Consider the following 24,846-nt stretch of genomic DNA (forward strand, 5'->3'; position numbering starts at 1 on the left):
CATTTGATTAAAGAATAATACATGCGCCAAAATCGCTGAACGATCGGTAAAAAGCACTGAATACGAATCAGTTGATCGAGTATATTGAAATCCAGTCCGCCCCATTTTAAAATATTTTGTAGCTTAGCGAAAAGCCATCCGTTAGTTAAGATGGATCAAAAACCAATATGAACAGATTAGAACGCTACTACCTATTACTCTGCTTAGTCCTGCCATTTACTACCAGCAGCCTCTTCGCGCAAGAACCTACTCAACTTCCATCCTGGGCGCTTGGCCCCTTCATCAGGCCTGCCGGAGTCAACCCCATCATTTCACCAAAAGAGAATACGAGCTTTCTCGATCCCATGTCGGGCAAAAAAGTATTCTGGGAATCTAATGATACTTTCAATCCGGCTGCTACAGTCAAGGGCAACAAAGTTGTGATTTTGTACCGCGCCGAAGACAAGTCCGGGGTAGCCATTGGTCAGCGGACATCAAGGCTGGGCTATGCGGAAAGCAGCGACGGACTCCATTTCAAGCGGGAGTCAAAGCCGGTATTTTACCCGGGAAAAGATGCACAGGAAATTCATGAAGTACCTGGCGGATGTGAAGATCCCAGAATAGCGGTCACAGAGGATGGACTATATGTCATGCTCTATACACAATGGAATAAAAAGATTGCCCGCCTTGGCGTAGCCACTTCAAGAGACCTTAAAAAATGGACCAAACATGGCCCCGCATTTCAAAAAGCGCATGGTGGGAAGTTTTATAACCTATTTCACAAATCTGGCTCTATTGTCACCAAACTGGTAAATGGCAAACAGGTCATCGCTAAGGTCAATGGAAAATACCTGATGTACTGGGGAGAAAGGTTCCTCAACCTCGCGACCTCGGAGGATTTGGTCAACTGGACGCCCACACTGGATGAAAATGGAAAAATTAAGGAACTCATCAAACCCCGTGCACAGCATTTCGATAGCGACCTTACCGAAGCCGGACCTCCAGCTATACTTACTGAAAAAGGCATCCTGGTGCTTTACAATGGAAAGAATGCCTCTGGTGAAAAGCGTGATAAACGTTATACAGCAAACACTTACGCTGCCGGACAGGTGCTGTTTGACCTCAACGATCCGCAGAAAGTAATCGGACGACTTGATCAGCCTTTCTTTGTACCTACAGAAGCATTCGAGAAAAGCGGACAATACCCTGCAGGCACTGTATTTGTCGAGGGCTTGGTGTACTTTAACGCAAAATGGTTCTTATATTATGGCTGTGCGGATTCCAGGGTTGGTGTAGCAGTACTTTAAAACTGGCACATCAACCTTAAAACAGCAAGCCTGCTTTTAGGGCAAATGTAGAGATCCGGTTAGTCCGTATACTGGGGTAACCGTTGATCTCCTGCTGATTATATCCAAGACTGGTCACAAAACCTGTACGCCTGGCCAGTTTTAGTTTATAACCCAGCCCTAGATTAAACATAAGCCCCTTTTCAAAATCGGAATCAATCGCAATTGAACTGCCCAGATCGCCATATGCAAAAAAAGTGCTGGCCGCATACTTAAAATAATACCTGGCATCTGCAAATAGCAGGAAGGTATTGTTATAGTCGAAAGTGTTTTTCGGATTGTGATAACCATCCAATCCGACGCCCGCACCGATGGAAAACTGCTTGCTAACAAACCAACCATTGATATTGCGGAGGCTAAATGCATATTTATTTGTCCTATATACCGCCTCTCCAAACTGCGGTTCTAGTTTCTGCACCTGTTGTCCGGTAAAAAAGCCGAGCTCAGTAAGGTTAAAGTACCCTTGTTCCTGCTTGGTGATTTCCTGTGCCTTCGCAATAACTGCAAATAGTAAAAGGCAAATTAAGGTACTGCTCTTTTTCATGTTAATGAACGCTGATTGATTATTTAGTGGCTTTTCATGCGAATATATGAATATATTGGCATTTTATTTGCCAAGGTAAGCCTCGTACCCACACGCTCAACTCTCCAACTATCTTCATTATAGTGGGTACACCGAGGGATAATTATAGATGGGTATGTACATGGGACAGGTGCTCGAAGGGGCAATCAGGAAAAAAGGACAAAATATTAGTGAATTAGCGAGGCTATTAGAGGTAAATCGCCGGACAGTTTACCATTGGTTTAAACAAGAAGAACTTAGCCAGCAGACCGTAGAAAAATTGGGTGCGGTGCTTAAACACGATTTCTCAAAGGAATTTCCTGACCTTTTTAAGGAAAATTCCCAGGCACGCAGCAATTCGGAAGACTTAAACATAGAAGACCTAAAGGAAAAAGAAGAATATTGGAAAAACAAATACATTGCATTACTGGAGCGGTATGCGGACCTGCTTGCACAGGAGCACCCATGTCCATAAGGACAATCCAATTGCGTGAAGTACTTGTAGCACTTAGCGTCATGGATTGCCCATATGGGGGATTACTATCTCCTGTTCATAATCAGCGCCCTGTTTCTTAGGCTACCAGAAATTTTTTCTGAACTGGAAGATGTTTCAGATTTCGGATCTGAGCTAAGTCCATTATAAGTACTGCTTTCTGTCCGCGTCCTGTATTTTTCCTTACGGCCTTTCCATCCGATATTGTAAGTCAGGCTGGCAGCCGCAAAACCACTACCGGCAAATGTATTCTTCATTAAATGCCGGATCCACTCCGCTTTACTTTCACCGTAGGCTTCAATCGCATGATGGTTGTACAAACCAGCAGTTAATTTCAACTGAAAGGCCTCTCGTTGGATGCCTATATGTGCGGCTGCATAGTTGGCGGAAGGATAAGCAGCTTTCACATCCCCATTCAATATCATCTGCGTAGCAATAGCCTGGTTGTACACACCATTAGGCCTTGCACGGTCATAAGCCCGCTGCCATTCTTTTCCCTCAATTTGGGTTCCCCCGTCCTGGGTATGCGTGCGTGCGAGTGTTCCTTCATTATTAGTTTCACCAGCCATTTCTACATCAAGCGAAAGAAACCATGGTCTCGGCGCTGAAGTTTTACCAATCCCAAGGTTCAATACCCTCGCCAAAAAACTATAGCGATAATAGGTCATGGACTGGGAGAGGTCAAAGAAACGCTGATAAGGATCTCCTGCGTTAGGTGTCGAGAGTATTGTGGCGTCTATCGATACCAGTACAGGCCCCACATTCAGCCCGGCATGTCCACCCCAATTGAGGTAATTTTGTTTAAATCTGGGCACGGTGCCATGAGGTCCTTTATAAGGCTGTTCTTCATACCCTACCCTGCGTTTACCACTTCCAAAAATGATCCCAAATTCAGGGTAAATAAAAGGTTTGACACCTTTATCCAACAACTTTGCCGGATTGCTGAAATAAAGGTCAGATTCCAGCCGGAGCTCAAAACCGTCCTGACTGACAGGCGAATCGTTCGCAAACCTGACCGGATCATAAGCGGCTACATATTCCGTATGCCTGCTGCCCAGACTCAATCTCGGGCCGAATAAAAAAACATTTTTTGTTTCTGTCGTCTCAGTCTTACTATAAGATGCTAATATTGTCTGGCCAACTTTCATTAAAGTAATCGAAGCAGCGGGACTGGATGTCTGCGGAAGTTCAGGAGCCGCTACGGCTACCAATACCAGATCTGCAATCCGCATACCGGAAGTTTTATCGGGTCCAAAACCCAGCGACTTGATTTTTTCTACACCGTGATACCTCAATTCGGCTAACCGCTTAGGGCTAAAATCGCCCGTTTCCGCGGCCGGCAACGCAGCCTGTCCGTCTAATATCCGATTGTAAAGTTTCAGGGCATCACGCTCGCCATAATGGAGCGCGGTAAGGCTGAGCAATTCCATAGCCTTAGCCTCAGCACCCTTTGCAATCGCAATCGGATCTGCCAGACGGTCTTCGGTCAGCAACACCGGACCAAGGTTACCCGGTACATTAGCGTCAAAAAAACTGCTGTTTTTTATGGCATTCAGGATTGCGCTATTCTCCCCTAAGCTCAGATCTCTCTTCATGCGGACTATCAGCTGTTGAGTCGCAATGTGCTGCTGAAAGTCCGATTCCTGCAGGTCAATCAACGCAAGCAATGCCCTTCTGTAATTTTCATTTGCAACACCCCTGCTGATCCTGCTATTTGGGTAGGTCAGCATCCGGAATGCCTGAACAGCAGCTTGCTCCGCCTTAGCTCCGTTTAGCCCCTTGGCTTTCTGTTGCTGGAGCAATTTTCCAAGGTTGGTTACCGAACCATCTGCCAAAAGAACTTCCAGATCTGGACGCTCCCGCATTTCACGTGTAGCAGATGTGATCGTAATGGTGTTTTCCAATTTCGTACCGTAGTCTCTGGCCATATAGGCCAGGTAAACATTTTCCTTCCATTGTTGCCGGTTTACGTCTATCTGTGCAGGCTGAGCAGAGATTTTCATCCTTAGGCTATCCAACACCAGTGGATTGGCTGCATTAGTTACTTGCGCTGATGAATCCGTCACAAAAGCAATTTTGCGGTTTTGGGGCAACTGTTTATTGACCTGCTCGAATAAAGCAACTACAGATGGCATTCCCCTGCCGGCGACGTACTGTAGATCAGCCTCACTAAACAGGTTTGTGATCAGCACACCTTTAGCAGCATTATAGTTCATGGTATCCTTAAGGATCCGGGCAGCATTCACAGCCGCGCCCAACAATCTGGTATCGGTATTCATTTGCACTTTTGTATTGCTGTACCGATTCAGCGAACTTGCAGGTTGAAGTCTCTTGCTGACGGTGTCCTGCGGAGCTATATACACCAGCTTGCTCTGGGCCTGGAGCTTCTCCGCAATAATTAGTGAACTTACACAGCAAAGTGCCGTGGTCAAGATTGTCATTTTCATAGGGTAGCTATTGTTTAATGAAACCACGACTAACCACTAATCGAGCCGCCAATAACCCGCTGCGCCCAGCTGTGCAGGAAATACGCGCATCTACACAAAACTCAACCAAACTGAGATACAAGGGTTTAAAAAAGCAGATGCCACACATTTGCTCAGCAATTTCACAATCAACGAACAAATTGCTGCACAGTAAATTCAAGAAACTGACCCAGATTGAAAATGTCCTAATAGATAAGCATTTCACATGCTCAGGAGCTGGATTAATAAGAAAATAGCGCGCTAATGTATTTTTGTGAATGCTGAGGCGCCATAAATTGTAAAAAAAAATCCCCGGGCTCTCGCCCGGGGACTGCAATTGAATTCATGTGTAGCTTATTTAAAGGAATAGGTAGCAGAAGAACTCAATACCGTTCCGGTCGATTTTCCTTCAGCCTTTTTCACCCCGTCTACCCAGATCTCGCTCACCAGCGTAGAGGATGCCTCAGGTCCTACACCATTTGCGCCGAAACTAACTACCATTGCAGATGCAGGTATCGTGTATTCTGCGCTGGTCCAGGTTGAACCGGTCAGGCTGGTAAAACTCTCATTTTTACCTGTACCGTCGGTATACACCGCAGTGGAAATACCCACCCCGCTAGATCCAATGGCTTTGAATACGACCTTATGGGAGCCAGAAGGAGCATCATTATCGTCCTTTTTGCAGGAAAATAAAACCGTTAAGCTGAGAATCAGCGCCATTGAAAGGAATTTTGTCATTTTGTTCATAGTGATGAATTTAAATTTATAGATGGCCAGCAATATTCAAACACTATGCCATCCCAGCCTGTGCAAATAATATGATCTGATGCCCAACTATTTTGCAACGACGTTGTTAACCTAGAACACGCTTTATATCAATATTATGCAAACCCAACTCGATCTGTATCAAAAAGCAGTTCCTCTAGCTCAATTAGGGATCTGGGAAAGAAATCTGCTAACCGGCGAAATGTATTGGAATCAGGTCGTCTACGAGATTTTTGAAGTCCCGCTCAGCTTCCATCCTTCTGTTTACGAATCCCTGGCCTTTTATACAGATCCGCATCTGGTCGGTTCCATGATTGAAGACGCTATGAATACACGTCTTCCACAGCAGGGTAAAATGCAACTACTGACCGCCACAGGTAAAACTAAATGGGTCAGGATTAATGTGCTCGCTAGCTTCGAGGGCAAAATATGCAGTTCCATCTGCGGCACCATTGAAGATATCAGCAATTACCAGCATATGTACAATATCCTGGAGGAGAGAGAACAGCGCTTTCAACAAGCATTCGATAACGCTCCAATAGGTATGGCAATGCTTTCGCCTTCAGCAGAATTGCTAAAGCTCAACGAATCACTGCTTAGCAACCTGGAATATGTTGAAGGAGAGCTGGAAGGACGGCAGCTGCAGGAAATCGTCCATGAAGAAGACCGGGAAAATCTGGATGAGATGCTGGAAAAATTAATCAGCGGCGCCATCAACTCCTTTACCCTGGAAATGCGTTTGTTTGCCAAAACAGGAAAGCCGGTATGGGTCATGTTCAGCCAGTCTGCCGTCAGCAACAAGGCGGCTGAAGTTTTATACCTGATCAGCCACATCAAAGACATCTCCGAACGACGAAAACATAGCGAAATCCTCCTCAAAGAGCGTAAGCGACTCGACAACATCATCAAAGGTACGGGTGTAGGCACATGGGAATGGGATATTCCTTCCGATCAACTGCTGTACAACCGGCGTGCGGCAGAATTGCTGGGCTTCGATAAACATCTGGTCGAACTCGACCAGATGCAGGACTGGCAGCAGCTCATCCATCCCGATGACAGGGAACGAAATCTGAATCAACTCCGGGACTGCTTTGAAAAAAAATCCAAATTCTACTGTTGCGAGTGCCGCATGCTGCACCATTCCGGCAACTGGATCTGGATGGAAATTCGCGGTAAAGTGATCAAATGGTCTGCAGATGATCAACCTTTACTTATGCTGGGTACTTTTGCCGACATCCATGCCCGCAAAAGCCTCGAAGAGCAGCAGACTGTTGCACTGAAACACATCAGTGCCCAGAACAGACGCCTTTTAGACTTTGCACACATCGTCTCACACAACCTCCGTTCGCATACCGGCAATATTGAGATGATCGCAGATGCCCTTGCAGAGGAAAAAGATGAGGTAGAAACCAGTACCATGATAGACATGTTACGCACCAATGTGGGCAACCTCCAGGAGACACTATCCAATCTGAATGAGGTCATCAAGATCCAGGAGAAGAAAGATTTGCACCTGATGGAACTCAATCTACTCCAGGAAGTCAATAAAAGCATTGCTGCATTGGCCGAACCTATCCGGGAGTCAAAGGCTAGCCTGCAAATCAATGTAGCCTCCGAATTAAAGGTAAACTTTGATCCGGCCTACCTGCAGAGCATATTGCAAAACCTCATCAGCAATTGCCTGAAATACCATGAGCCACAACGGCAACTCCAGATCGACATTACAGCAAGCAACACTGAACCACTGGTACTGAAAGTCTGCGATAACGGACTGGGCCTCGACATGAAGATGCATGGGCATAAGCTATTTGGGATGTACAAAACTTTTCATGGCAATGCAGATGCTAAGGGGATCGGCCTATTCCTGGTCAAGAATCAGGTGGAAGCCATGGGCGGAAAGATCTCCGCGGAGAGCGAACTCGGAAAAGGCAGTACTTTTACCCTACAGTTCATCTAAAAAGAAACGCCAGCCATTTGGCCGGCGTTTCGCAACTATTTAACCTGTAAAAAAAAATGCTTGTTAATTACAGTCCGGCAATCTGAACTGAGCCAGTACATTTACCGTATTGGTTCCCTGATCATAAGTTGCCGTACCGCTCACCGTACCCGGGAAGCTAAAGTCCTGCTTTTTAAAGGCAATGTTTGCAGTCTTCCATGCGTCACCATACTGGGCTTCCACCACATATTCAGTGTTATTTTTCAATTGCAGATTGAGCTTACCCAATTTCACATATACTGTTGTACCCTGTGAACGGGGCTTCCCTTTTTCATATACCAATGCATGGGAGTCAATATTGGTATTCAATGGTTTGTTAGGGCATGTTCCCTGCAAGTTAATGGCCACATTTACAATATCAAGATCATTTTTCGCCGGGAAGTTAACCGTCACATTACCACCACAACCATTGAAACTTGGCGTTTCTACAATGATTACATTATTTATAGGGTTCCTGACCACGATCTTGAAATTACCTGTAGGCAAACGTTGTACATATTTCGCTCCGTCGGTCAATGTAGGATAAGAATAGCTCACATAACCATTTGAACTCACCAGTTCAACCTGGTATTGCTCGGTCACATAGCCTGGCATACTGTAAGTAATCGTAGTAGTATTCGGGCAGAAAGTACTGTACCAGTCCAGGTTCCAGTAGGATAAGTGGGTAGCACTAAAACTCGCAGTTAGATTGCCCTGGGCGTCTTTTACAATTGTCGCCTCCGATTCGTATTTCCATTGTCCCGTTTTATCATCCAGACTCCAAACAGGAACCTGGTCACCTGCTTTCACAACAGTACCAGTTTCAGGGTTGGTCACTTCCGGACTCACACCCATACTCACTTCGATAGGCTTCGAGAAATTCTTCACTTCAGTACCACCGGCATACATATCCATGGCAATAAAGCCAGCAGTAATGAAGGCAACACCGCCTTCAATAGGCTGACCATTTTCACCGGTTATATTTGCTACGTCAAAACCACCGGGAAAAGCAGCAAGTGCCTCGGGAGAATCTGTACCAAATTGAACTACCCTGCTTTCCAGGCTGGTCGCATTGATCAGGTTACCCGCAGCATCACGAAATTCAGTACCTGCAGGGATGGTGATGGTTGCCTGCTCTTCCATGCCCGGGTTAGTTGGGGTTTCAATGGTGATCACCGTTGGCGTTACACCGCCTACTATGGGATTGTTTTCTACTACAGCTGTAGTCCCAGGAACCGGGTTCGCATACTCGATCAAAGGCACAACAGTAGCCGAAGGCGCTTCAGAAGTAATGCGGAAAGTCTTAGTTGCCGGTGTAAAACCAGCTACTTCTGCCGCTACTGTAAACACAACCGGATTGGCTTCCGAAGGTACCACGCCTTTTTTGAGGGCCAGGAAAATCCTGCCATCTACGGCATTAAATTGCGTTTTATTGGTAATCGTAACGACCTTATCTGCATCCTTGCCACCTATCGTAACCGGAAAATCGTCGGGCTGGTTTGGGGCATTTTTCACTGCGTTCACAAACTGAACTGCAGTTGGAGATTTCAATACATTGGTATTGATGTTAATGGTTACCCCTTCACCAGGGTTTTTGCAGGCATAAAAGACAACTGCGAAGGTCAGTAGCGCCGCTACTGCCAGTAAAATATCTTTAGTCTTCATCATGATATTAAGATTTAGAAAGTTTGAAACTTAAGTTGAGTTGCAATACCGGAAGCCATCTGTAGTCCCTCATATTGCGTTCCAGAATCGGCCCGTTATGGCTGTTGTCTTCCAGGTATTCCGTACCGGTCATGGTCACATGCGGACTGGACAAGTAATAAGTACCGATGTCAAAATTAACATTGAACCTGTGCTTAGGGATACCTCTTCCCAAACCCAGTCCGAAATAAGGCGCAAATTTTTTGTAGCTTACTTCTGTCGTCAGGCTCCCGATTTCCTCTGGCTCCAGCGTGATGCCATCCTGGGTAATGGATTCATTGGGAACAGTGACCGCTTTCGCTTTCAATTTAAAGAAATAACCCGCACCGGCATTAATTCTCAGCCAGCTCAGCGGACTGAATTCTGCCCATAAATGCAGGTTGGACAACTCCGCTTTTAAGGTATTGTCAGAAGAAAGGTTATCAAATTCGATTCCTTCACTGATTTTTACGGAACCAAATGAGCCACCAAGTCTTCCGGAAAGCATCGGCAAAAAGGCATAACGTGCAGAAATACCAAAGCCCTGGGTTCCTCCGTGTAACTGAATACTGGATTTTTCCAGATAACTCAGGGAATCTGACACAGATTTTTTAGTGGAATCCGCAGGAAGATCCTGCGCGAATAACAATCCGCCGCTAAATAGCAGCAGAAACATAGAGAGTAGGCGTTTTCTCATAGATTTTAGATTGATTTTTTAACGTTTTACAATAAAAGGATAATTAATGCAAAAATACAGCAAAAATAATGGCGAACCAATACCTGCAACTGGGTATATTACAAATATAACGCAGAGATTATGGCGAGTTAACCCACTGTATTCCAAATGAAAAACTAAATGCACTCAAGGGTAAAATATTCCCAAAAGGAGTAAAGATTTTTTTTGATTTACCACAAATAAATTTTAGTTTAACAATCTGTTAACCTAACCAAACTATTAAACGAAGCACAATGGAAATCATCCTTACTTTCACAGCCCTTTATACCGCACTATGCGTATGGCTTTACCTGGACAGCAAAAAAGCATTTATCCTTGATGAAGATAGCCCCTTTTAACCCTATATTCACCAATACCGAAAAGCATTAAAACCAAACAAAAAAATCCCCCTGAAGAATTCTTCAGGGGGATTTTTTTTCATAATATGAGTTACATTGTCAAGCTAAGTCTTGTTATTTCAGCTAAGTCTGAAGACTTAGCCTAAGAAAAGCGGTTTTAGTATAGGCTAAGTCTTCAGACTTAGCTTATATTATCTCTCTTAGGCTAAGTCTTCAGACTTAACCTATATTATCAGACTTAGCCTATATAAAAACCGCTTTTATTTCCCTATCGACATCCGCACATTGATTTCAAAATTACCATTGCTGTATCCCGTAAGCGGCGAGGTCTGCGTAGTATACATACCACTAATCAGGTATTTACGTTTATAATCCATCCCGATCCCGAATGTCGCACTTTCCGTACTGTGGTAAAGTGCCATTAGCATTACCTGCTCATTTGCCAGCGTCATTTGCGCACCTGCGTCCCAGATGTTGTCAAAACCTTTTACACCCCTATAAGCTACTTTGGGCTCCAGACCAATCCCGTCCCCACCTTCAGAAATACTGAATTTATAGCTTGCGGCCGTGTAGAAAGTCGCCACATCCGCCACGCGGATCCGGTCATTCGTAAAGAGGTTCTTCAAATTGGGCAATGCAGCCTGAATATTCAATCCACGACTGGTGAAGGCTGCGCCGAAATCCCCATCCACATAAGTCTTCCGGTCATTATAGCGCCCCACCAGGATATCGTCACGATCGCCATAGAGCTCATTTTGATCGACGCGCTGATTCATAAAACCTACAGACACCCCGAAGTGCAACTGGTTGGTTTCATTTATTGGCAGGTGATAGGCATAAGTACCCACCACGCGGCTCTGCCTTTGCAGACCAGTTTTATCATTTAAAATATTGAGGCCCAAACCCACTTTATTAAAACCATAGTCCAGTGTCACATTCTGCAGTTCCGGAGATCCCGGAATTTTGCTCCATTGCTGCCGGTAGCCGGCATTGATCTTTAGTCCCTGTCCATAACCCGCCAGTGCCGGGTTGCCCAGGTACTGATTGTTGAAATATTGTGCCCCCAAGGGGTCCAGCTGTGCGCTGGCAGGTATGCACCAACCTGCCAACAACGCTACTGTTAAAATTGCTTTACAAACTGTATATTTTGTGCTTTTCGATTTCATTTCTTTTCTTTTTGAGGTCCCCTGATTAATCTTCCCTTACGATAGTAATGTATCCTTTCTTCACCCTGCTTCCGTTACCGAAATCCAGGATATAGAAGTAAGTGCCTTCAGCCAGCGGACTGCCATTCAGCATCGCATCCCAACTGTTGTCGTACGATTTTTTGCTGTACAACACACGTCCGGCACGGTCAAAGATCTTCACCGAGTTGTTCGGGTACATGTCTATGTTCTCTACGATCCATTTGTCGTTCTTTCCATCACCGTTAGGGGTCATGATGTTCGTTGCCAATACCACTTCATAATCGGCCGCCACATTCACTGTAAAGCTTTCTGTGCTTACGCAACCGCTCGCATTGGTCACCGTCACCGTATAAGTTGTCGTCTCCGATGGCCGTACGGTCAATGCTGCGGTATTCTGACCGCTCAGGATTCCCGATGCGTTAGACCAGGTGTAAGTTGTGCCTCCCGTTGCTGTAAGCAGGGCGGTCTGACCTTTCGACAGGTTAGCACCTTTATCGCTGCTGATGGCCACTACCGGCAGTGCATTGATGGCGATGGTGAAGCTGCGGGTATACGTATCCACGCCACCATTGGCTACACCACCATTGTCTTTTACCGTTACAGTCACCGTTGCTGTACCGTTCGCGCCATTAGCCGCACGGTAGGTTAGCACACCTGTACTGTTATTCGTTTTACTCACGCTCAGGTTGCTGAACAGTGCAGGATTGGTACTGCTTACCGACAGCGTGGTGGTCTGGGCGTTTTCCGGACCAGCGGAGATGCCAGTGAGGTTCAGACTTTGCTGTGCAGAAGTAAAACAGATCACCTGGTTGCCGATTGCCGCAAGTGTTGGGATTTCATTCACATCGCTGATCGTAATCGTCAGTTGTTTTTCCAGCGTTTGTGCATATTGTGTCGTACTTCTCACACGGATGCTGTAGCTGGCTTTATTTTCAAAATCAAGGCTTGCCGTTGTACTTACTGCCGTGCCGCTGATGCTGAACAAACTGTTGTCAGTATCGCCTGCTCCACTCACCAAAGTATAACTGAAGGTAGCGCTCGGATCATCAGCAGTACTGCTCAGTGTACCCGCAGATGTTCCGGCTGGCCTGTTTTCATATAAGGTTGATGCTGCGAGGACAATATTGGTCGGTGCACCAGGCTTTATGGTCAGCGTACCTTTACGGTAAGTGATGCTGTAATTGGCAGCGCTTGCCCCACTGATGTTGATGTCATAAGTGCCGATCGCAGAACTCGTTGTCGCAGCTGTACTCAAAGTCGGTTGTGCCGTCAGGACGCTGCGGTCCTGACTGTTCACGAAACCTTCGAAGCGCGCAGTTAGAGCCGGATTGGCCGTTCCCGCAAATTTCTCTTTATCCTCAGCAATGGCCAGCAAAGCTTTGGCACCTACCGACAATGTTCCATTTTGATACGTGATGGTATAATTTTCCAATCCTGTTCCGGTAGCGCCCGTAGCATTGATCGCATAAGGACTACCCGCTACCGCCGCAGTTGCAGGTGTACCTGTACTGCTTAATGCCACAGCCAATATGGTATTGCCATTGATCAGGCCAGTACTGCTAAAGGCAGTGCCGGAAAGTGTTTTGGTCTCTCCATAAATCTTGCTGTCGTTATTCGCTGTAATGGTCAGTGCTTTCGGCGTTACTGTTAATGTACCGTTTGCATTACTCAGCGTATAGTTCGCCAACTTGCTGCCCGGATCGGCCAGGGTCGCGACAATCGGGTAAGTACTGCCGGTTACCGCAGTTGCCGCTGCACCTGTACTGTTGCGGCTCGCGGTGATGTTGTCGTTGTTCACCAAACCAGAGATGCTGCCTGCAAAATCGGCGTTGGTCAGCACCTCGCCATACACTTTCGAACGGTTGGTATTGCTTACCGTTAGTGCTTTTTTGCCTACCGACAGTTCAGCTGAAGTGTAGGTAATCGTGTAGTTATCCAATCCAGTTCCTGTAGCATCAGCTGCAGTAATCACGTATGGACTGCCTGCTACGGTTGCTGTAGCTACTGAACCTGTACTGCTCAGTGAAACACCAGTCACCGTATTGCCATTGATCAGGCCTGTACTGCTGAATGCTGTACCGGCAAATGTCTTCGTCTCACCATAAGTTTTAGTGTCGTTATTCGCAGTGATCGCCAAAGCCTTTTTGCCTACGCTCAAAGTACCAGCTGTATAGGAAATGCTGTAGTTGTCCAATCCTGTTCCTACCGCATCAGCTGCATTGATGGCATAAGGACTGCCTGCCACTGTAGCCGTAGCCACTGTACCGGTACTGCTCAGTGAAACACCAGTAATGGTATTACCATTGATCAGGCCTGTACTGCTAAAGGCTGTGCCCACAAGTGTTTTGGTTTCACCATAAGTTTTAGTGTCATTATTCGCCGTGATCGCCAAAGCTTTTTTCGTCACCGTCAAAGTACCATTGGTATTCGTCAGCGTATAATTACCCAGCTTGCTGTTCGGATCTGATAGTGTGGCTACGATCGGATAGGTACTGCCTACTTCTGCAGTGATTACTGCCCCTGTACTATTTCTGCTGGCCGTTATATTATCACCATTTACCAGACCGGTAATCGTACCTGCAAAATCCGCTGCACTCAGCACATCACCGTACACCTTACTCCGGTTGGTATTGGTCACGGCCAGGGCTTTCTGACTTACTGTTAGTGAACCTGCATTGTAGCTAATAATATAGTTATTTAGTCCCGTACCTACTGCTGCCGAAGCATCAATGGCATATGGACCACCGGAAACCGTTGCAGTTGCCACAGAGCCTGTGCTGCTTAGGGTCACACCCGTTACGGTATTGCCATTGATCAAACCTGTACTGCTGAAAGCAGTACCTGCAAGGGTTTTTGTATCACCATATACTTTGCTATCATTATTTGCAGTAATGGTCAATGCTTTCGGTGTCACTGTCAGCGTAGCATTTGCATTCGTGACCGTATAGTTCGCCAGTTTGCTACCTGGATCGGCTAGTGTTGCCACAATCGGGTAGCTTGCACCCACCACTGCAATTGCTACTGCTCCGGTACTGTTTCTACTGGCTGTAATGTTGTCATTGTTTACCAAACCAGTTATGGAGCCGGCGAAGTCGGCATTGGCCAGCACCTCACCGTATACTTTACTGCGGTCGGTATTGTTTACCGTCAGGGCTTTTTTACCTACGTTCAACGTACCCGCCGTATAGGAAATGGTATAATTATCCAAACCACTTCCTACCGCATCAGCAGCAGTGATGGCATAAGGATTTCCTGCTACTGCAGCAGTCGCCACTGTACCCGTACTGCTTAGTGAAACATCAGTAATTGTATTGCCATTGATCAGACCTGCACTGCTAAACGCTGTAGCAGCAAGTGTTTTGGTTTCACCATATACTTTAGTGTCGTTGTTCGCAGTGATCGCCAAAGCTTTTTTAGTCACCGTCAAAGTACCATTGGTATTCGTCAGCGTATAATTGCCCAGCTTGCTGTTAGGATCTGATAGTGTAGCTACGATCGGATAGGTACCCGCTACTTCTGCAGTGATTACTGCCCCCGTACTATTCCTGCTGGCCGTTATATTATCACCATTTACCAGACCGGTAATCGTACCTGCAAAATCCGCTGTACTCAGCACATCACCGTACACCTTACTCCGGTTGGTATTGGTCACTGTCAGGGCTTTCTGACTTACTGTTAGTGAACCTGCATTGTAGCTGATCGTATAGTTATTTAGTCCCGTACCTACTGCCGCCGAAGCATCAATGGCATATGGACCACCGGAAACCGTTGCAGTTGCCACAGAGCCTGTGCTGCTTAGGGTCACACCCGTTACGGTATTGCCATTGATCAAACCTGTACTGCTGAAAGCGGTGCCAGAAAATGTCTTCGTTTCGCCATAGATCTTGCTGTCGTTGTTAGCGGTAATGCTCAGGGCTTTCTTGCCTACGATCAGGTCGGCCGTGATCGTTCCACTGTTGTAAGTACTGCTTGCAGCCTGCGTCGCAGTGATGGTTGTAGTACCCGCTTTTAATATCGTCACGGTTTTGCCGCTAACGCTCGCTACCGTAGGATCACTGCTGGTATATGTAAAAGCTCCTGTACTGTTACTTACAGGATCCGTAAGGGAGAAAGTACCATCACCATAGGTCTTGCCGGCAATAGTAAAGCTACTTAGCGTTGGGTCTAGTTTAGCAGTGGTGAAAGTCAGTTCATTACCGTAGGAGATACCGATGGAATTTTGTGCATATGCTCTTACATAATATAAGGTTCCAGGTAAAAGCCCGGTTAAGTTACTGGTAAATGTACCTGTTCCTGTTCCATCAGTAGTATGAGAACCGGAGCTAGTCGGATTAGTGGTTGTAGCCCAGCAAACTCCACGAGCCGTCACCGGCGCTCCGCCATCATTGGTCACATTACCGCCAGAAGTTGCGGAATTGGCTGTAATACTGGTTATCGCGGTAGTGCTCAGTCCTGCAGAAGAAAGTGCGGCAGCATACTTTAGTGCACCCGGAATAGCCCCCTGTACCCAAGCACTAGTATACTGTGTACAGCTCGGTCCAGCGTCGTAAAAATCAAATCCCATGTAGATCACATAACCGCCACCGTACTTGATTACAGCAACGGCAGCATTGTCATCTGTACCATACATCGCTTTAAAATCAGCAACTGTATTCCTTTTGATACCGTCAGTAGCGCTAAGCACTGGCAAGCTGGTAGCAGCGATCGTCTCGAAGGGTGTCCCAACCGTATTTGCGGTATTCTTACTGGCGACTTGGCCAGACACATTCCCCAAATCCCATCCGAATATCATATTCAGGAAATTTACATCTTTCGCACCAGATGTTCCGGTCATGACCATAACCCCACCTCCAGATACCCAGTTTTTGAATACCGTCTGGGAAGCAACAGGGAAAAAACTCACATTTGCTGGATCCTGAGATTCCATATCTGTCATAAAAAAGAATTCACTGGCTTCTAGCTGGGTTTTCAACAAGGCTGCATCACTAAAGCTTTTAATTGATACATCAACTGTGTATTGAGGAAGCGCTGCAATAATTCCTTCCAAATTAGCATTTTCTGTCCCACATCCTGTCCCACTACCATTAAGTCCAGGATAAGCGAACACGGAAACCCGGGTCGTTTGTGCATCACCAATTAAAGGCTGCAGCAAAAAAATAAATAAAATAAAAAGATAATGTAGTGATCTATTCATACGCGTTTAAGATGACTGGTTAGATATTGAACTATAAAACAGTTGTTTCTGCAAAAGTAAATGAATCTACAAGTAGTGAATGGCCGGGCAAACTCAAAAAACTCCGGTATTATAATGCCGTACAACTTGCAGGAATATTTTTTTTTGTTACTTTAGGGCAACCAAATACAAACCAACCCTATGTCATCTAATACTGCTCCTCTCCCGCTTCTGGAAGCTATCCTCCATAAGATCGATCAAATTCAGCCACTGTGTACAGCGGTCAAGGAAAGCCTCATTCAATGTGCTTTCTTAACTGAACTCAAAAAGGGCGACTTCCTGCTTCGTCAGGGTGAATACAGCAAATACATTTACTTTATCGTGAAAGGTATGGTGTCCGGACAAGCGCATTTTGGCGGCAAGCAACTGACCACATTTATTACTGTTGACGGCAATTTCGTAGGGGCTATAGAAGGTCTGCATGGCGAAGCTGCCTCAGCAGAAGACATCCGTGCAGAAGAAGACAGCGTATTACTCGGTCTTCCTACACAGGCACTTCAGGGACTTTTCGAAAAGCATATTGACATCAACATCTTGATGCGCAAAATCCTGGAACGCTACTATCAACTGGCCCATCACCGTTCAGTATTTGTGAGGATGGCCAGCGCATCCGAAAAATATCAATATTTACTACAGGCCTATCCTACGCATTCCAATCGCATCCCGCTTGAAGTGGCGGCATCCTTCCTCAACCTCAAAATCACCACGCTGCAAAGAATCATGCGCGAGGAAGAACAACGTGCAAAAGGAAGTATCAGCGAGGCCCCACTTTCCAAAGCAGAGATTTCAAGACTGATGGAGGAAGTAAAGCCCCACCTCCAAAAAAAGATCACCCTCACCGATCTGGCGCGGCAGTTTCAGACCAGCACACACCAGCTATCGCAACTGCTCAACGTTCATTTTAAAGAAAACTTCAACCATTTCATCAACCGACATCGCATCAATTATGTAGTGCATGGACTCCAGGATGAGAAAACCCTTGCGCAATACAACCTTGAAGGATTGGGCAAAATGGCCGGCTTCTCCTCCAAAACCACATTTTTTTCAGAATTTAAGCGGCATACCGGTCATACACCATCTTCGTACTTAAAAATGAAGGCATAAGTTAAGTTTCCAAGGCTTAGGCTAAGTCTGAAGACTTAACCCAGTGAAACGTGAAGGTCTTCAGAATTAGGTTAACCAAGGCTTGGGTTAAGTCTTCAGACTTAACCCAGTGGAACGCGAAGGTCTTCAGAATTAGGTTAACCAAGGCTTAAGTTAAGTCTTCAGACTTAACCCAGTGGAACGCGAAGGTCTTCAGAATTAGGTTAACCAAGGCTTGGGTTAAGTCTTCAGACTTAACCTAATTACCGTACCACAAAGCTTAAGTTAAGTCTTCAGACTTAACCTAATTACCGTACCACAAAGCTTAAGTTAAGTCTTCAGACTTAACCTAATTACCGTACCACAAAGCTTAAGTTAAGTCTTCAGAATTAACCCAATAAATGAAGACTTAACCCAATAAAAAAATTCCCGCTACAATTGGTCATTCAATTCAAATCTGCCTAGTTTAGCACATGAGTAAATACAAATTCCACAACCCAGATGGCCTATATTTCATCACTTTCTCAGTGGTAAACTGGATCGATGTTTTCACAAGGCAGCTCTATCGTGACTATTTGCTGGAAATCTTCGATTTCTGTTCCAGGAATAAAGGCCTTGTCATCCATGCCTATGTAATCATGAGCAATCACGTGCACATGATCATTAGTAGAAGAAACGAAGGGAAATTATTAGCTGACACCATGAGAGATATGAAAAAATTCTCTTCTTACAAACTGACCAAAGCCATTCAGGAAAACATACAGGAAAGCAGAAAAAAATGGATGATTGACTTATTCCGGGAAAATGGTAACCGAAACAGTAACAATACTAATTTTCAATTTTGGCAACAGGACAACCATCCCATCGAACTCGACAGCAATACTGATCAGTTCACGCGGGCACTGAATTACATTCATTACAATCCGGTCAAAGCAGGCATAGTAGCAGAACCTGCAGATTACCTATACAGCAGTGCCCGAGACTACCAGGGAGAAAAAGGCCTGCTAGAAATAGAAGTTTTACATTAAGCTAGGGGCTAAGCTAAGTCTGACACCACAAGGCGATAACCTAAGTCTGAAGACTTAGCCTAGTGTCCGTTATTTAAAAAGAAAGCTTAGGTTAAGTCTGAAGACTTAACCTAGTTACAAAACAAAAAGATCAATTGTCCAGCCCCCACGCCGCATATAACGCTGAATAAAATGCCAATTAAGCATAACCTCCAAAAAAGGCCTTAAAAAGCCTAGCGAAGGCGCTTCCCAGTTTTTAAGCAATGGAAAAACCTCATTTAAACGTCACTAAAACGCTTTACCACTACAACGTTTGCGTAGAAAAACAGGCAATTTTTCCAGGCTTTTTTCTCCCAATAAGCTTTAAAACAATAATTTAGCATCACCAAATAAAATCTGTAAACTTAATCGAACGCCAATGCTCTACGATCATACCTCAATTCAAAATTAATTATCCCAATCGATAGGCTCAGGAAGTAATTCCAATAGCACTGTATGCTATTGCGCCAACAATGCGGTTTCCCGCCTTGAACGGAACCCTTTTGCCTGATATGAAGCTAGATATCTCCAAAAAAATAACCAAATAAAAACACCCTTTGAACAAAAAAATGAAAAAGCTAACATCAATTCATGCAACTAAATCCTGGTTGAAAACCAGTACGCTCCTCCTGGGTCTGCTTATTCTTGCCTCCTGCGAACAAACAGAAAAAGAAATCCAGCCTGATCCACCCATCATCAATCCCCTAACCAGCTTCGAATACACGCAGGACCCGGAAAATGCCTTCAAATTTACATTCAAAAATAAATCAGACAAATATGTCCGCCAGGAATGGAGGTTTGGAGACGATACTTTAAGGACTGAAAAAGAACCTGTACACATCTATAAAGCGCCAGGAAATTACCTAATCGACCTAAAAAGCTTTTCCGAAACCGGGCACGTTTCCAGAAGTCAGGTTAAACTGACCATCCATCCCGACAGTGTTGCCCAGATAGTCGGCAACAGAGTTGGTCTGCAAAATGAAGTTAAATTCAAAATCATCTTAAAAGCACCAATTGCTTCTGTACTGTGGACCTTCAATGACCTGAAACCTGTAGGTACCAGCACTGAAATGGAGCCGGTAAAGCCTTATCTACCCGGCACCCTAAATAAGGTTACCGCCAGGGTCACGTCTACAGATGGCTCGGTAGTCACGGTATCTCAGGCCAATGCAACCATTCACGGTATTGTGAAAGACATTACCCGGGAACGTGAAGGCTATACCATTACTGCTGAAAACAATTACAGTACCGGAGAAAACTCTACAAAATTGCTGGATGGCGACATCAACAGTAAATTCGTAATGGGGGGGAGAGATGAACGTAAATTTACCTATCCGCTCGCTACTTCCATTACTTACAAAAAAGCCAGAATTGCCAAAATGTATGCTGTCGGCAGTGCCGAAAACTTACAAACCAGGGATCCAAAATCATGGGAGCTCCACGGATCTAATGATGGAGTGACCTGGGAACTGCTGGACACCAGAACCATGCCTAAAAACTTCTATGACATGATGGTCGATAAAGGTGCTACCGGAGATGCCCAACGGTACAGGCAGTTGTTCTATTTCAGCCTGGTCAATACGAAAGCATTCACTAAATATCGCTTCTCTATCACCTCCAACTGGGGCGACGCTGCTTTGCAGATCAACGAGTTCCGTTTGTTTGAATAAGAAGAAGCTGGGTCTTCTAGCTTAGGCTAAGTCTTCAGACTTAGCTTGTGTTAGGATGAGGATGTCCGAAAAGGTACGTACGTCATCCTGAATTTATTTCAGGATCTACGGACATGCTATTTAAACTATGCTCAAGCGGGGATCCTGAACTAAATTCAGGATGACGAGAAACATAGAATAGTAAATTGCACCTTTTCGGACACCCTCTTGTATTAGGCTTAGGCTAAGTCTTCAGACTTAGCCTATTTTCTTTTGCAGCAAAGCATGCTAGCCCGCAATCACCATCCGATCAAAAGTCAAGCCTTTCTCTTCCCAGTGAAATAGATAGATGATGTTGTACTCCCCCTCACTTACATAATTACCTTCCTCATCTTCAGCGCCAAAAAAGGCAACATTCAGGCTCAGCGACTGACTGTCCTTGTCAAAACCCACATGAAACTGGAAAGGTCTGGCCGCTTCCTTAAACTCCTTCGAAGACCAGATGCCTTCAGTAAAGCGCGCCTCTGGCTTCATTGATTTCAAACCCATCAGCAATTCCGGCAAGAAGAACCTGGAATAAAACTTTTCAAAATCCTTCCGGTCAAATTGAGCAGTATCTCTCTTTCCCGCCTTCCATGCCTTCAGCTCAGTTTCAGTTGGCTCAATCGAGGTCCAAACACTGGCGCTATCTACATTCAATGGGAAATCAAAAAAGGTCTCTACCCTATTCCTGTCCTGGTCCAGCAATGCCTTCTTCAGCACTTTAAAATCTTCCATCCAGCCTCCTGCAGGCTCCACATGCGGCACTACCGAATTGGTATCAGCCGCCATAGCCGTAGCTGTGCTGTCCTCTACAGTCGAAGTTTGAGTTTGCTCCTTGTCCCTGCAGGCCGACAAGACAGAAATGACCAGTATGAAATATAAAAAGCGCATGTTAGAAAATGTTTGTTTTGTACCTATACAAAACACCTGCCAACTAACCTTTTCCTACGGAAAGTACCTGCAAAACGTCGCTTCCGTACACTTCTTTAAACAATTTATTGAAATATGCCGCAGTTTTAAATCCCGCAAAATGTGCGATTTCCGAAACCGTACGGTATTTGCCGGTATCTATGGCTTCCGAGGCCACCTGTAGGCGGATGCTCCTCACCAGGTGATTGGGCGTAGTTCCCAGCAGCTGCTTCACTTCCCTGAACAATTGACGTTCACTTATGCCTAGTTCGTCGCTCAGGAGCGTGATGTTCAGATGGTTGTTCCAAAGGTTTGCCCTTACTATAGCTTCAAACTTCCGAAGCCATGGGTTCTCCGGCCTGGGCCTGTACAGCTCTGTTTTTTTACGGTGGGAGATGTTCTGTGCAGTGGCGAAGATCAGTTGATCCCGCACTACCGGAACCAAGGTCCAGGAAAGCCAGATTGCCTCTCCAGTCTTAGTCAAATGCCTGTTTTCGAAATTCACCACCTCCTCCGCAGCCAAAGCACAACCGACCCTTTCGTCCGTAGATCGCTGATCTTCAGGATGTACAAAAGAAGTGATCGGCCTGGAGAGCAATTCCTGTTCCGTATATCCCAGCGTTTTCGAAACTGCCGCGTTTACTTTTTTGAAAAAACCATCATATCCACCGACACATACCAGATCAGGAGATAGCTCTATGAAATAGTCATAATCAAATTTGCCTTTGGTTGAGCGTAACATATCATTTGTCGTTTAGTTCAGCTATATTTAGGGAGGAACTGATCAATAATACTCAAAAAACACGCACAGGCCAGGATTACTGCTCGGGAATGGCCAAATAAGGCATCCAAATGAGCAAAAATGCATTTGAATTGGAATGGTCAATCCTCATCCAAAGTAATCACCGGAAACTCTCCACCCATAGAACTGATGGTGTAGGGCCCAGCCAGGGAACCGGCGAAATCGGGCACAAACTTCAACCTTAAACACTGCCGGTCGGCCTCCCGCATCAGGCTCGGAATTTTTGCGAGTTCCCCCGGAGATATTGCCACGTAAACATCTACCACACCCGCCGCCGCAGCTTTTCTCATTTCAGACACTACCAAATCGGAGAGCTGTCCGCTCAGGTCGCTCCTGTTCTCTGCATCATAATTGATAAAACCATAAAAAGCAAGGTGTTTCTGATGGCGTACATAAGCCGCCAAACGTTTTCCAGTACGGTTATTGCCCATCACAGCGATCTTTTTCTTCCTGTAAAAACGCCTGATGAACAAGACCTGCACATAAGTACGGATGAACCGGGCACTGCTGAACACCAGCGATAGGATCAGGTAAAAACAGATCACAAAGCTTTTCGGAAAATAGCCGGCTCCTGTCAGGCCGAAGTAAGCACAGACCAGCAGGAGGTGCAGTGCAACAGTACCTATCGTCCCCAGGTAAAAATGCCGCAGGCTCCGGTGTGCGTATTGCCTGTACATGCCAAAGAGCAAGGCAGCAAACAGCCAGAGCAGGTTTCCCACCACCATGTACTGCCGGTTGAGTTCCGTGCCGGATAAAGAAAAGGAAATGACATACACCAGGTTCAACAACAAAATGTCTACCACTGGCACCAGGTATCTGGTCAGGTACAAAAAACGAGTTTGCATATTTGGTTAGGTCTGTTTTATCCCTAAGTACAGACAGACAATGATAGCGAAAAAAATAAAGATATAGTTAAACCGCTTTCTCCGTCTGAACAAATAGCTGCCCGAAATGTACCAGAAATCAAATGAAATGACAGCATCAATCAATCCACTTATTACTGCCCGCCACTTTCAGCGCTGCGGCCTTATTGTTCACGGCCAGCTTCTGATAGATATTTTTAATGTGGCTGCGGACGGTCTCTTTGCTGATGAACAGGTCAATCGCAATTTTACTATAACTCTTACCTTCGGCAATACCCTTCAGCACTTCGCGCTCCCGTTCCGACAAAGGAGAATCCTGAGGACGGTTGAAGGACTGCACCACCATCCGGGCGATGTGAAAACTCATGGGCGCACCTCCGGAAAAAGCCTCTCCGATATTCCTGATGATGTCATCGGTATCCGAATTTTTAATGATATAACCGCCCGCTCCTGCACACAAAGACTGAAACACCTTATCGCTGTCTTCCACTACCGTAATGATCAGCACAATGCATTCCGGAAACAATTTTTTGATCTTCAGTGTACCTGCTATGCCATTCATCCCCGGCAGGTCGATATCCATCAGCACCAGGTCAGGCATATCTGCCTGAAGGGATTTCAGCGCCTCTTCACAACTTCCGTACTGACCCGCTACCCGGTAGTCCCCGCTTGCATCTATGAGGGAAGCGAAACCTTCCCTGATCACGCTGTTGTCTTCTATAATTACGATGTTCTTGGTCATGCGATCAGGTTAAAGGGCTCAAAGGCACCCTAAGTTCTATACGTGTGCCCCGCTCCAGGGGCACTAATTTAAATTCAAAACGGTTTTTCTGACTGCGGCGTTCCATATTGCCCAACCCATAATGGGGCTGCCCCGGCGATACAGCTTTCCAGGTTCCATCATCTTCCAGCGCATAGGTTATGCTTCCATCCGTACATGTCATTTCCAGCCTCACCTCTCTGGCCTCCGCATGTTTAATCACATTGGTCATGGCTTCTTTAAAGATATAAATGATGTTCAATGCTGCCATCGGCTCCAGCTGCTGCTGATCGCGACATTCCTCCGCCCTGGAAGAAAAAGGCATGTCAAACTGATTATAATACACCTGTCCATAACCGGTAAGGTATTCAAACAGCTCCTGAGGGTCATCACTATTGTGGTTCAGGTTCCATAAGAAATCCTTACTTGCCGCATAGAGGTTCTTGCTGTTTCGGATGATGCTTTCTACAATCGGGTTCACTTCACGGTGACCCTTTAGTTTTTGCTGCAACAAAATCGCCTGCCTGGTGATGGCCGAAAGCGTATTGCCCGTCTCATCATGGAAATCTGTAGCTATGGTCTCCCGCATGGTGTTCAGCTGTTCGGTGCGCTTCTTCACGGCTTCATCCAGCATACTGATCTTTTGATCCTGCAGGGCCTTGATCTTGTTGCGGTCGCGGTCCTGATCCAGTTGCAGGTAGGCCAGAAAGCCCCCGAAGAAAACGCTGATCAGGCAATGCATCACCAGGGGATACAGCGGATCTCCCAGCTCCGCTTTTAGTCCGCCCAGTCCGGGCGCATGCAAGGTTTGGTAATAGATAAACCCAAACATCAGCAGATTGCTAAAGATGGCATAGGTTCCGTATTTCCTGTCGGCCCAGATGGCCCCTGCCAGGTACATGTGCAATATACTGGTGTTCACAGAGAAGA

18 protein-coding genes are annotated in these 24,846 nt (G+C 45.8%); 6 read left to right on the forward strand and 12 right to left on the reverse strand.

Features of this window, described 5'->3' with window-relative positions:
- The first annotated feature begins 167 nt into the window (after nucleotides 1–167).
- The gene (locus WAE59_RS19085; protein WP_337857576.1) at nucleotides 168–1,286 is read left to right on the forward strand and encodes a glycoside hydrolase family 130 protein; all 1,119 of its coding nucleotides are present in this window, start codon (nucleotides 168–170) and stop codon (nucleotides 1,284–1,286) included.
- Nucleotides 1,287–1,302: 16 nt separating this feature from the next.
- On the opposite strand, the gene WAE59_RS19090 is transcribed toward WAE59_RS19085, so the two are convergent.
- Nucleotides 1,303–1,869, reverse strand: coding sequence for a hypothetical protein (locus WAE59_RS19090; RefSeq protein WP_337857577.1), 567 nt, complete (start codon nucleotides 1,867–1,869; stop codon nucleotides 1,303–1,305).
- A gap of 154 nt (nucleotides 1,870–2,023) precedes the next feature.
- On the opposite strand from WAE59_RS19090, the gene WAE59_RS19095 reads away from it, so the two are divergent.
- The gene (locus WAE59_RS19095) at nucleotides 2,024–2,362 is read left to right on the forward strand and encodes a helix-turn-helix domain-containing protein (protein ID WP_337857578.1); all 339 of its coding nucleotides are present in this window, start codon (nucleotides 2,024–2,026) and stop codon (nucleotides 2,360–2,362) included.
- 65 nt (nucleotides 2,363–2,427) lie between these two features.
- Here the strand turns inward: WAE59_RS19095 and WAE59_RS19100 are convergent, their stop codons facing one another.
- Nucleotides 2,428–4,827: a hypothetical protein gene (locus WAE59_RS19100; RefSeq protein ID WP_337857579.1), complete on the reverse strand. Its 2,400-nt coding sequence runs from the start codon at nucleotides 4,825–4,827 to the stop codon at nucleotides 2,428–2,430.
- Between the two features lie 372 nt (nucleotides 4,828–5,199).
- Nucleotides 5,200–5,592, reverse strand: coding sequence for a hypothetical protein (locus WAE59_RS19105; protein ID WP_337857580.1), 393 nt, complete (start codon nucleotides 5,590–5,592; stop codon nucleotides 5,200–5,202).
- Nucleotides 5,593–5,728: 136 nt separating this feature from the next.
- Between WAE59_RS19105 and WAE59_RS19110 the strand changes: the two genes are divergently transcribed.
- Nucleotides 5,729–7,567, forward strand: coding sequence for a sensor histidine kinase (locus WAE59_RS19110; RefSeq protein WP_337857581.1), 1,839 nt, complete (start codon nucleotides 5,729–5,731; stop codon nucleotides 7,565–7,567).
- A gap of 63 nt (nucleotides 7,568–7,630) precedes the next feature.
- Here WAE59_RS19110 and WAE59_RS19115 read toward each other — a convergent pair whose 3' ends face one another.
- The 4 genes from WAE59_RS19115 to WAE59_RS19130 form a co-directional block, all read right to left on the reverse strand.
- A complete protein-coding gene (locus WAE59_RS19115; RefSeq protein WP_337857582.1) occupies nucleotides 7,631–9,253 on the reverse strand; it encodes a hypothetical protein in 1,623 nt (540 codons plus the stop codon).
- 4 nt (nucleotides 9,254–9,257) lie between these two features.
- On the reverse strand, nucleotides 9,258–9,965 hold the full coding sequence (locus WAE59_RS19120) for a hypothetical protein (RefSeq protein WP_337857583.1): 708 nt from the start codon (nucleotides 9,963–9,965) through the stop codon (nucleotides 9,258–9,260).
- Between the two features lie 637 nt (nucleotides 9,966–10,602).
- A complete protein-coding gene (locus WAE59_RS19125; RefSeq protein ID WP_337857584.1) occupies nucleotides 10,603–11,508 on the reverse strand; it encodes a PorP/SprF family type IX secretion system membrane protein in 906 nt (301 codons plus the stop codon).
- Nucleotides 11,509–11,533: 25 nt separating this feature from the next.
- Nucleotides 11,534–16,723, reverse strand: coding sequence for an MBG domain-containing protein (locus WAE59_RS19130; protein ID WP_337857585.1), 5,190 nt, complete (start codon nucleotides 16,721–16,723; stop codon nucleotides 11,534–11,536).
- A 180-nt stretch (nucleotides 16,724–16,903) separates the two neighbouring features.
- Here WAE59_RS19130 and WAE59_RS19135 point away from each other — a divergent pair, with 180 nt between their 5' ends.
- The 3 genes from WAE59_RS19135 to WAE59_RS19145 all read left to right on the forward strand — a co-directional run bounded on the left by WAE59_RS19135 (nucleotide 16,904) and on the right by WAE59_RS19145 (nucleotide 20,561).
- The gene (locus WAE59_RS19135) at nucleotides 16,904–17,866 is read left to right on the forward strand and encodes a cyclic nucleotide-binding domain-containing protein (protein ID WP_337857586.1); all 963 of its coding nucleotides are present in this window, start codon (nucleotides 16,904–16,906) and stop codon (nucleotides 17,864–17,866) included.
- A 452-nt stretch (nucleotides 17,867–18,318) separates the two neighbouring features.
- A complete protein-coding gene (locus WAE59_RS19140) occupies nucleotides 18,319–18,873 on the forward strand; it encodes an REP-associated tyrosine transposase (protein ID WP_337857587.1) in 555 nt (184 codons plus the stop codon).
- A 587-nt stretch (nucleotides 18,874–19,460) separates the two neighbouring features.
- Nucleotides 19,461–20,561 (forward strand): PKD domain-containing protein, encoded by a 1,101-nt coding sequence (locus WAE59_RS19145; RefSeq protein WP_337857588.1) that lies wholly within the window; start codon nucleotides 19,461–19,463, stop codon nucleotides 20,559–20,561.
- Between the two features lie 267 nt (nucleotides 20,562–20,828).
- Here WAE59_RS19145 and WAE59_RS19150 read toward each other — a convergent pair whose 3' ends face one another.
- The 5 genes from WAE59_RS19150 to WAE59_RS19170 form a co-directional block, all read right to left on the reverse strand.
- Nucleotides 20,829–21,473 carry a hypothetical protein gene (locus WAE59_RS19150; protein WP_337857589.1) on the reverse strand — a complete coding sequence of 215 codons (645 nt, stop codon included), beginning with the start codon at nucleotides 21,471–21,473 and terminating at the stop codon, nucleotides 20,829–20,831.
- A gap of 43 nt (nucleotides 21,474–21,516) precedes the next feature.
- Nucleotides 21,517–22,233 (reverse strand): PAS domain-containing protein, encoded by a 717-nt coding sequence (locus tag WAE59_RS19155; RefSeq protein ID WP_337857590.1) that lies wholly within the window; start codon nucleotides 22,231–22,233, stop codon nucleotides 21,517–21,519.
- Between the two features lie 140 nt (nucleotides 22,234–22,373).
- On the reverse strand, nucleotides 22,374–23,138 hold the full coding sequence (locus WAE59_RS19160) for a nucleoside-diphosphate sugar epimerase/dehydratase (RefSeq protein WP_337857591.1): 765 nt from the start codon (nucleotides 23,136–23,138) through the stop codon (nucleotides 22,374–22,376).
- A 136-nt stretch (nucleotides 23,139–23,274) separates the two neighbouring features.
- The gene (locus tag WAE59_RS19165) at nucleotides 23,275–23,898 is read right to left on the reverse strand and encodes a response regulator transcription factor (RefSeq protein ID WP_337857592.1); all 624 of its coding nucleotides are present in this window, start codon (nucleotides 23,896–23,898) and stop codon (nucleotides 23,275–23,277) included.
- Between the two features lie 4 nt (nucleotides 23,899–23,902).
- Nucleotides 23,903–24,838 carry a sensor histidine kinase gene (locus WAE59_RS19170; RefSeq protein ID WP_337857593.1) on the reverse strand — a complete coding sequence of 312 codons (936 nt, stop codon included), beginning with the start codon at nucleotides 24,836–24,838 and terminating at the stop codon, nucleotides 23,903–23,905.
- Nucleotides 24,839–24,846: the final 8 nt, after the last annotated feature.

Source organism: Pedobacter sp. GR22-6 (assembly GCF_037402555.1).
Classification (GTDB): Bacteria; Bacteroidota; Bacteroidia; order Sphingobacteriales; family Sphingobacteriaceae; genus Pedobacter.

Excerpts from the sequence above, each read along its gene's own strand:
- WAE59_RS19085 (WP_337857576.1), top strand. The coding sequence starts at position 168 with ATGAACAGATTAGAACGCTACTACCTATTACTCTGCTTAGTCCTGCCA.
- WAE59_RS19090 (WP_337857577.1), bottom strand. The coding sequence starts at position 1,869 with ATGAAAAAGAGCAGTACCTTAATTTGCCTTTTACTATTTGCAGTTATT.
- WAE59_RS19095 (WP_337857578.1), top strand. The coding sequence starts at position 2,024 with ATGTACATGGGACAGGTGCTCGAAGGGGCAATCAGGAAAAAAGGACAA.
- WAE59_RS19100 (WP_337857579.1), bottom strand. The coding sequence starts at position 4,827 with ATGAAAATGACAATCTTGACCACGGCACTTTGCTGTGTAAGTTCACTA.
- WAE59_RS19105 (WP_337857580.1), bottom strand. The coding sequence starts at position 5,592 with ATGAACAAAATGACAAAATTCCTTTCAATGGCGCTGATTCTCAGCTTA.
- WAE59_RS19110 (WP_337857581.1), top strand. The coding sequence starts at position 5,729 with ATGCAAACCCAACTCGATCTGTATCAAAAAGCAGTTCCTCTAGCTCAA.
- WAE59_RS19115 (WP_337857582.1), bottom strand. The coding sequence starts at position 9,253 with ATGATGAAGACTAAAGATATTTTACTGGCAGTAGCGGCGCTACTGACC.
- WAE59_RS19120 (WP_337857583.1), bottom strand. The coding sequence starts at position 9,965 with ATGAGAAAACGCCTACTCTCTATGTTTCTGCTGCTATTTAGCGGCGGA.
- WAE59_RS19125 (WP_337857584.1), bottom strand. The coding sequence starts at position 11,508 with ATGAAATCGAAAAGCACAAAATATACAGTTTGTAAAGCAATTTTAACA.
- WAE59_RS19130 (WP_337857585.1), bottom strand. The coding sequence starts at position 16,723 with ATGAATAGATCACTACATTATCTTTTTATTTTATTTATTTTTTTGCTG.
- WAE59_RS19135 (WP_337857586.1), top strand. The coding sequence starts at position 16,904 with ATGTCATCTAATACTGCTCCTCTCCCGCTTCTGGAAGCTATCCTCCAT.
- WAE59_RS19140 (WP_337857587.1), top strand. The coding sequence starts at position 18,319 with ATGAGTAAATACAAATTCCACAACCCAGATGGCCTATATTTCATCACT.
- WAE59_RS19145 (WP_337857588.1), top strand. The coding sequence starts at position 19,461 with ATGAAAAAGCTAACATCAATTCATGCAACTAAATCCTGGTTGAAAACC.
- WAE59_RS19150 (WP_337857589.1), bottom strand. The coding sequence starts at position 21,473 with ATGCGCTTTTTATATTTCATACTGGTCATTTCTGTCTTGTCGGCCTGC.
- WAE59_RS19155 (WP_337857590.1), bottom strand. The coding sequence starts at position 22,233 with ATGTTACGCTCAACCAAAGGCAAATTTGATTATGACTATTTCATAGAG.
- WAE59_RS19160 (WP_337857591.1), bottom strand. The coding sequence starts at position 23,138 with ATGCAAACTCGTTTTTTGTACCTGACCAGATACCTGGTGCCAGTGGTA.
- WAE59_RS19165 (WP_337857592.1), bottom strand. The coding sequence starts at position 23,898 with ATGACCAAGAACATCGTAATTATAGAAGACAACAGCGTGATCAGGGAA.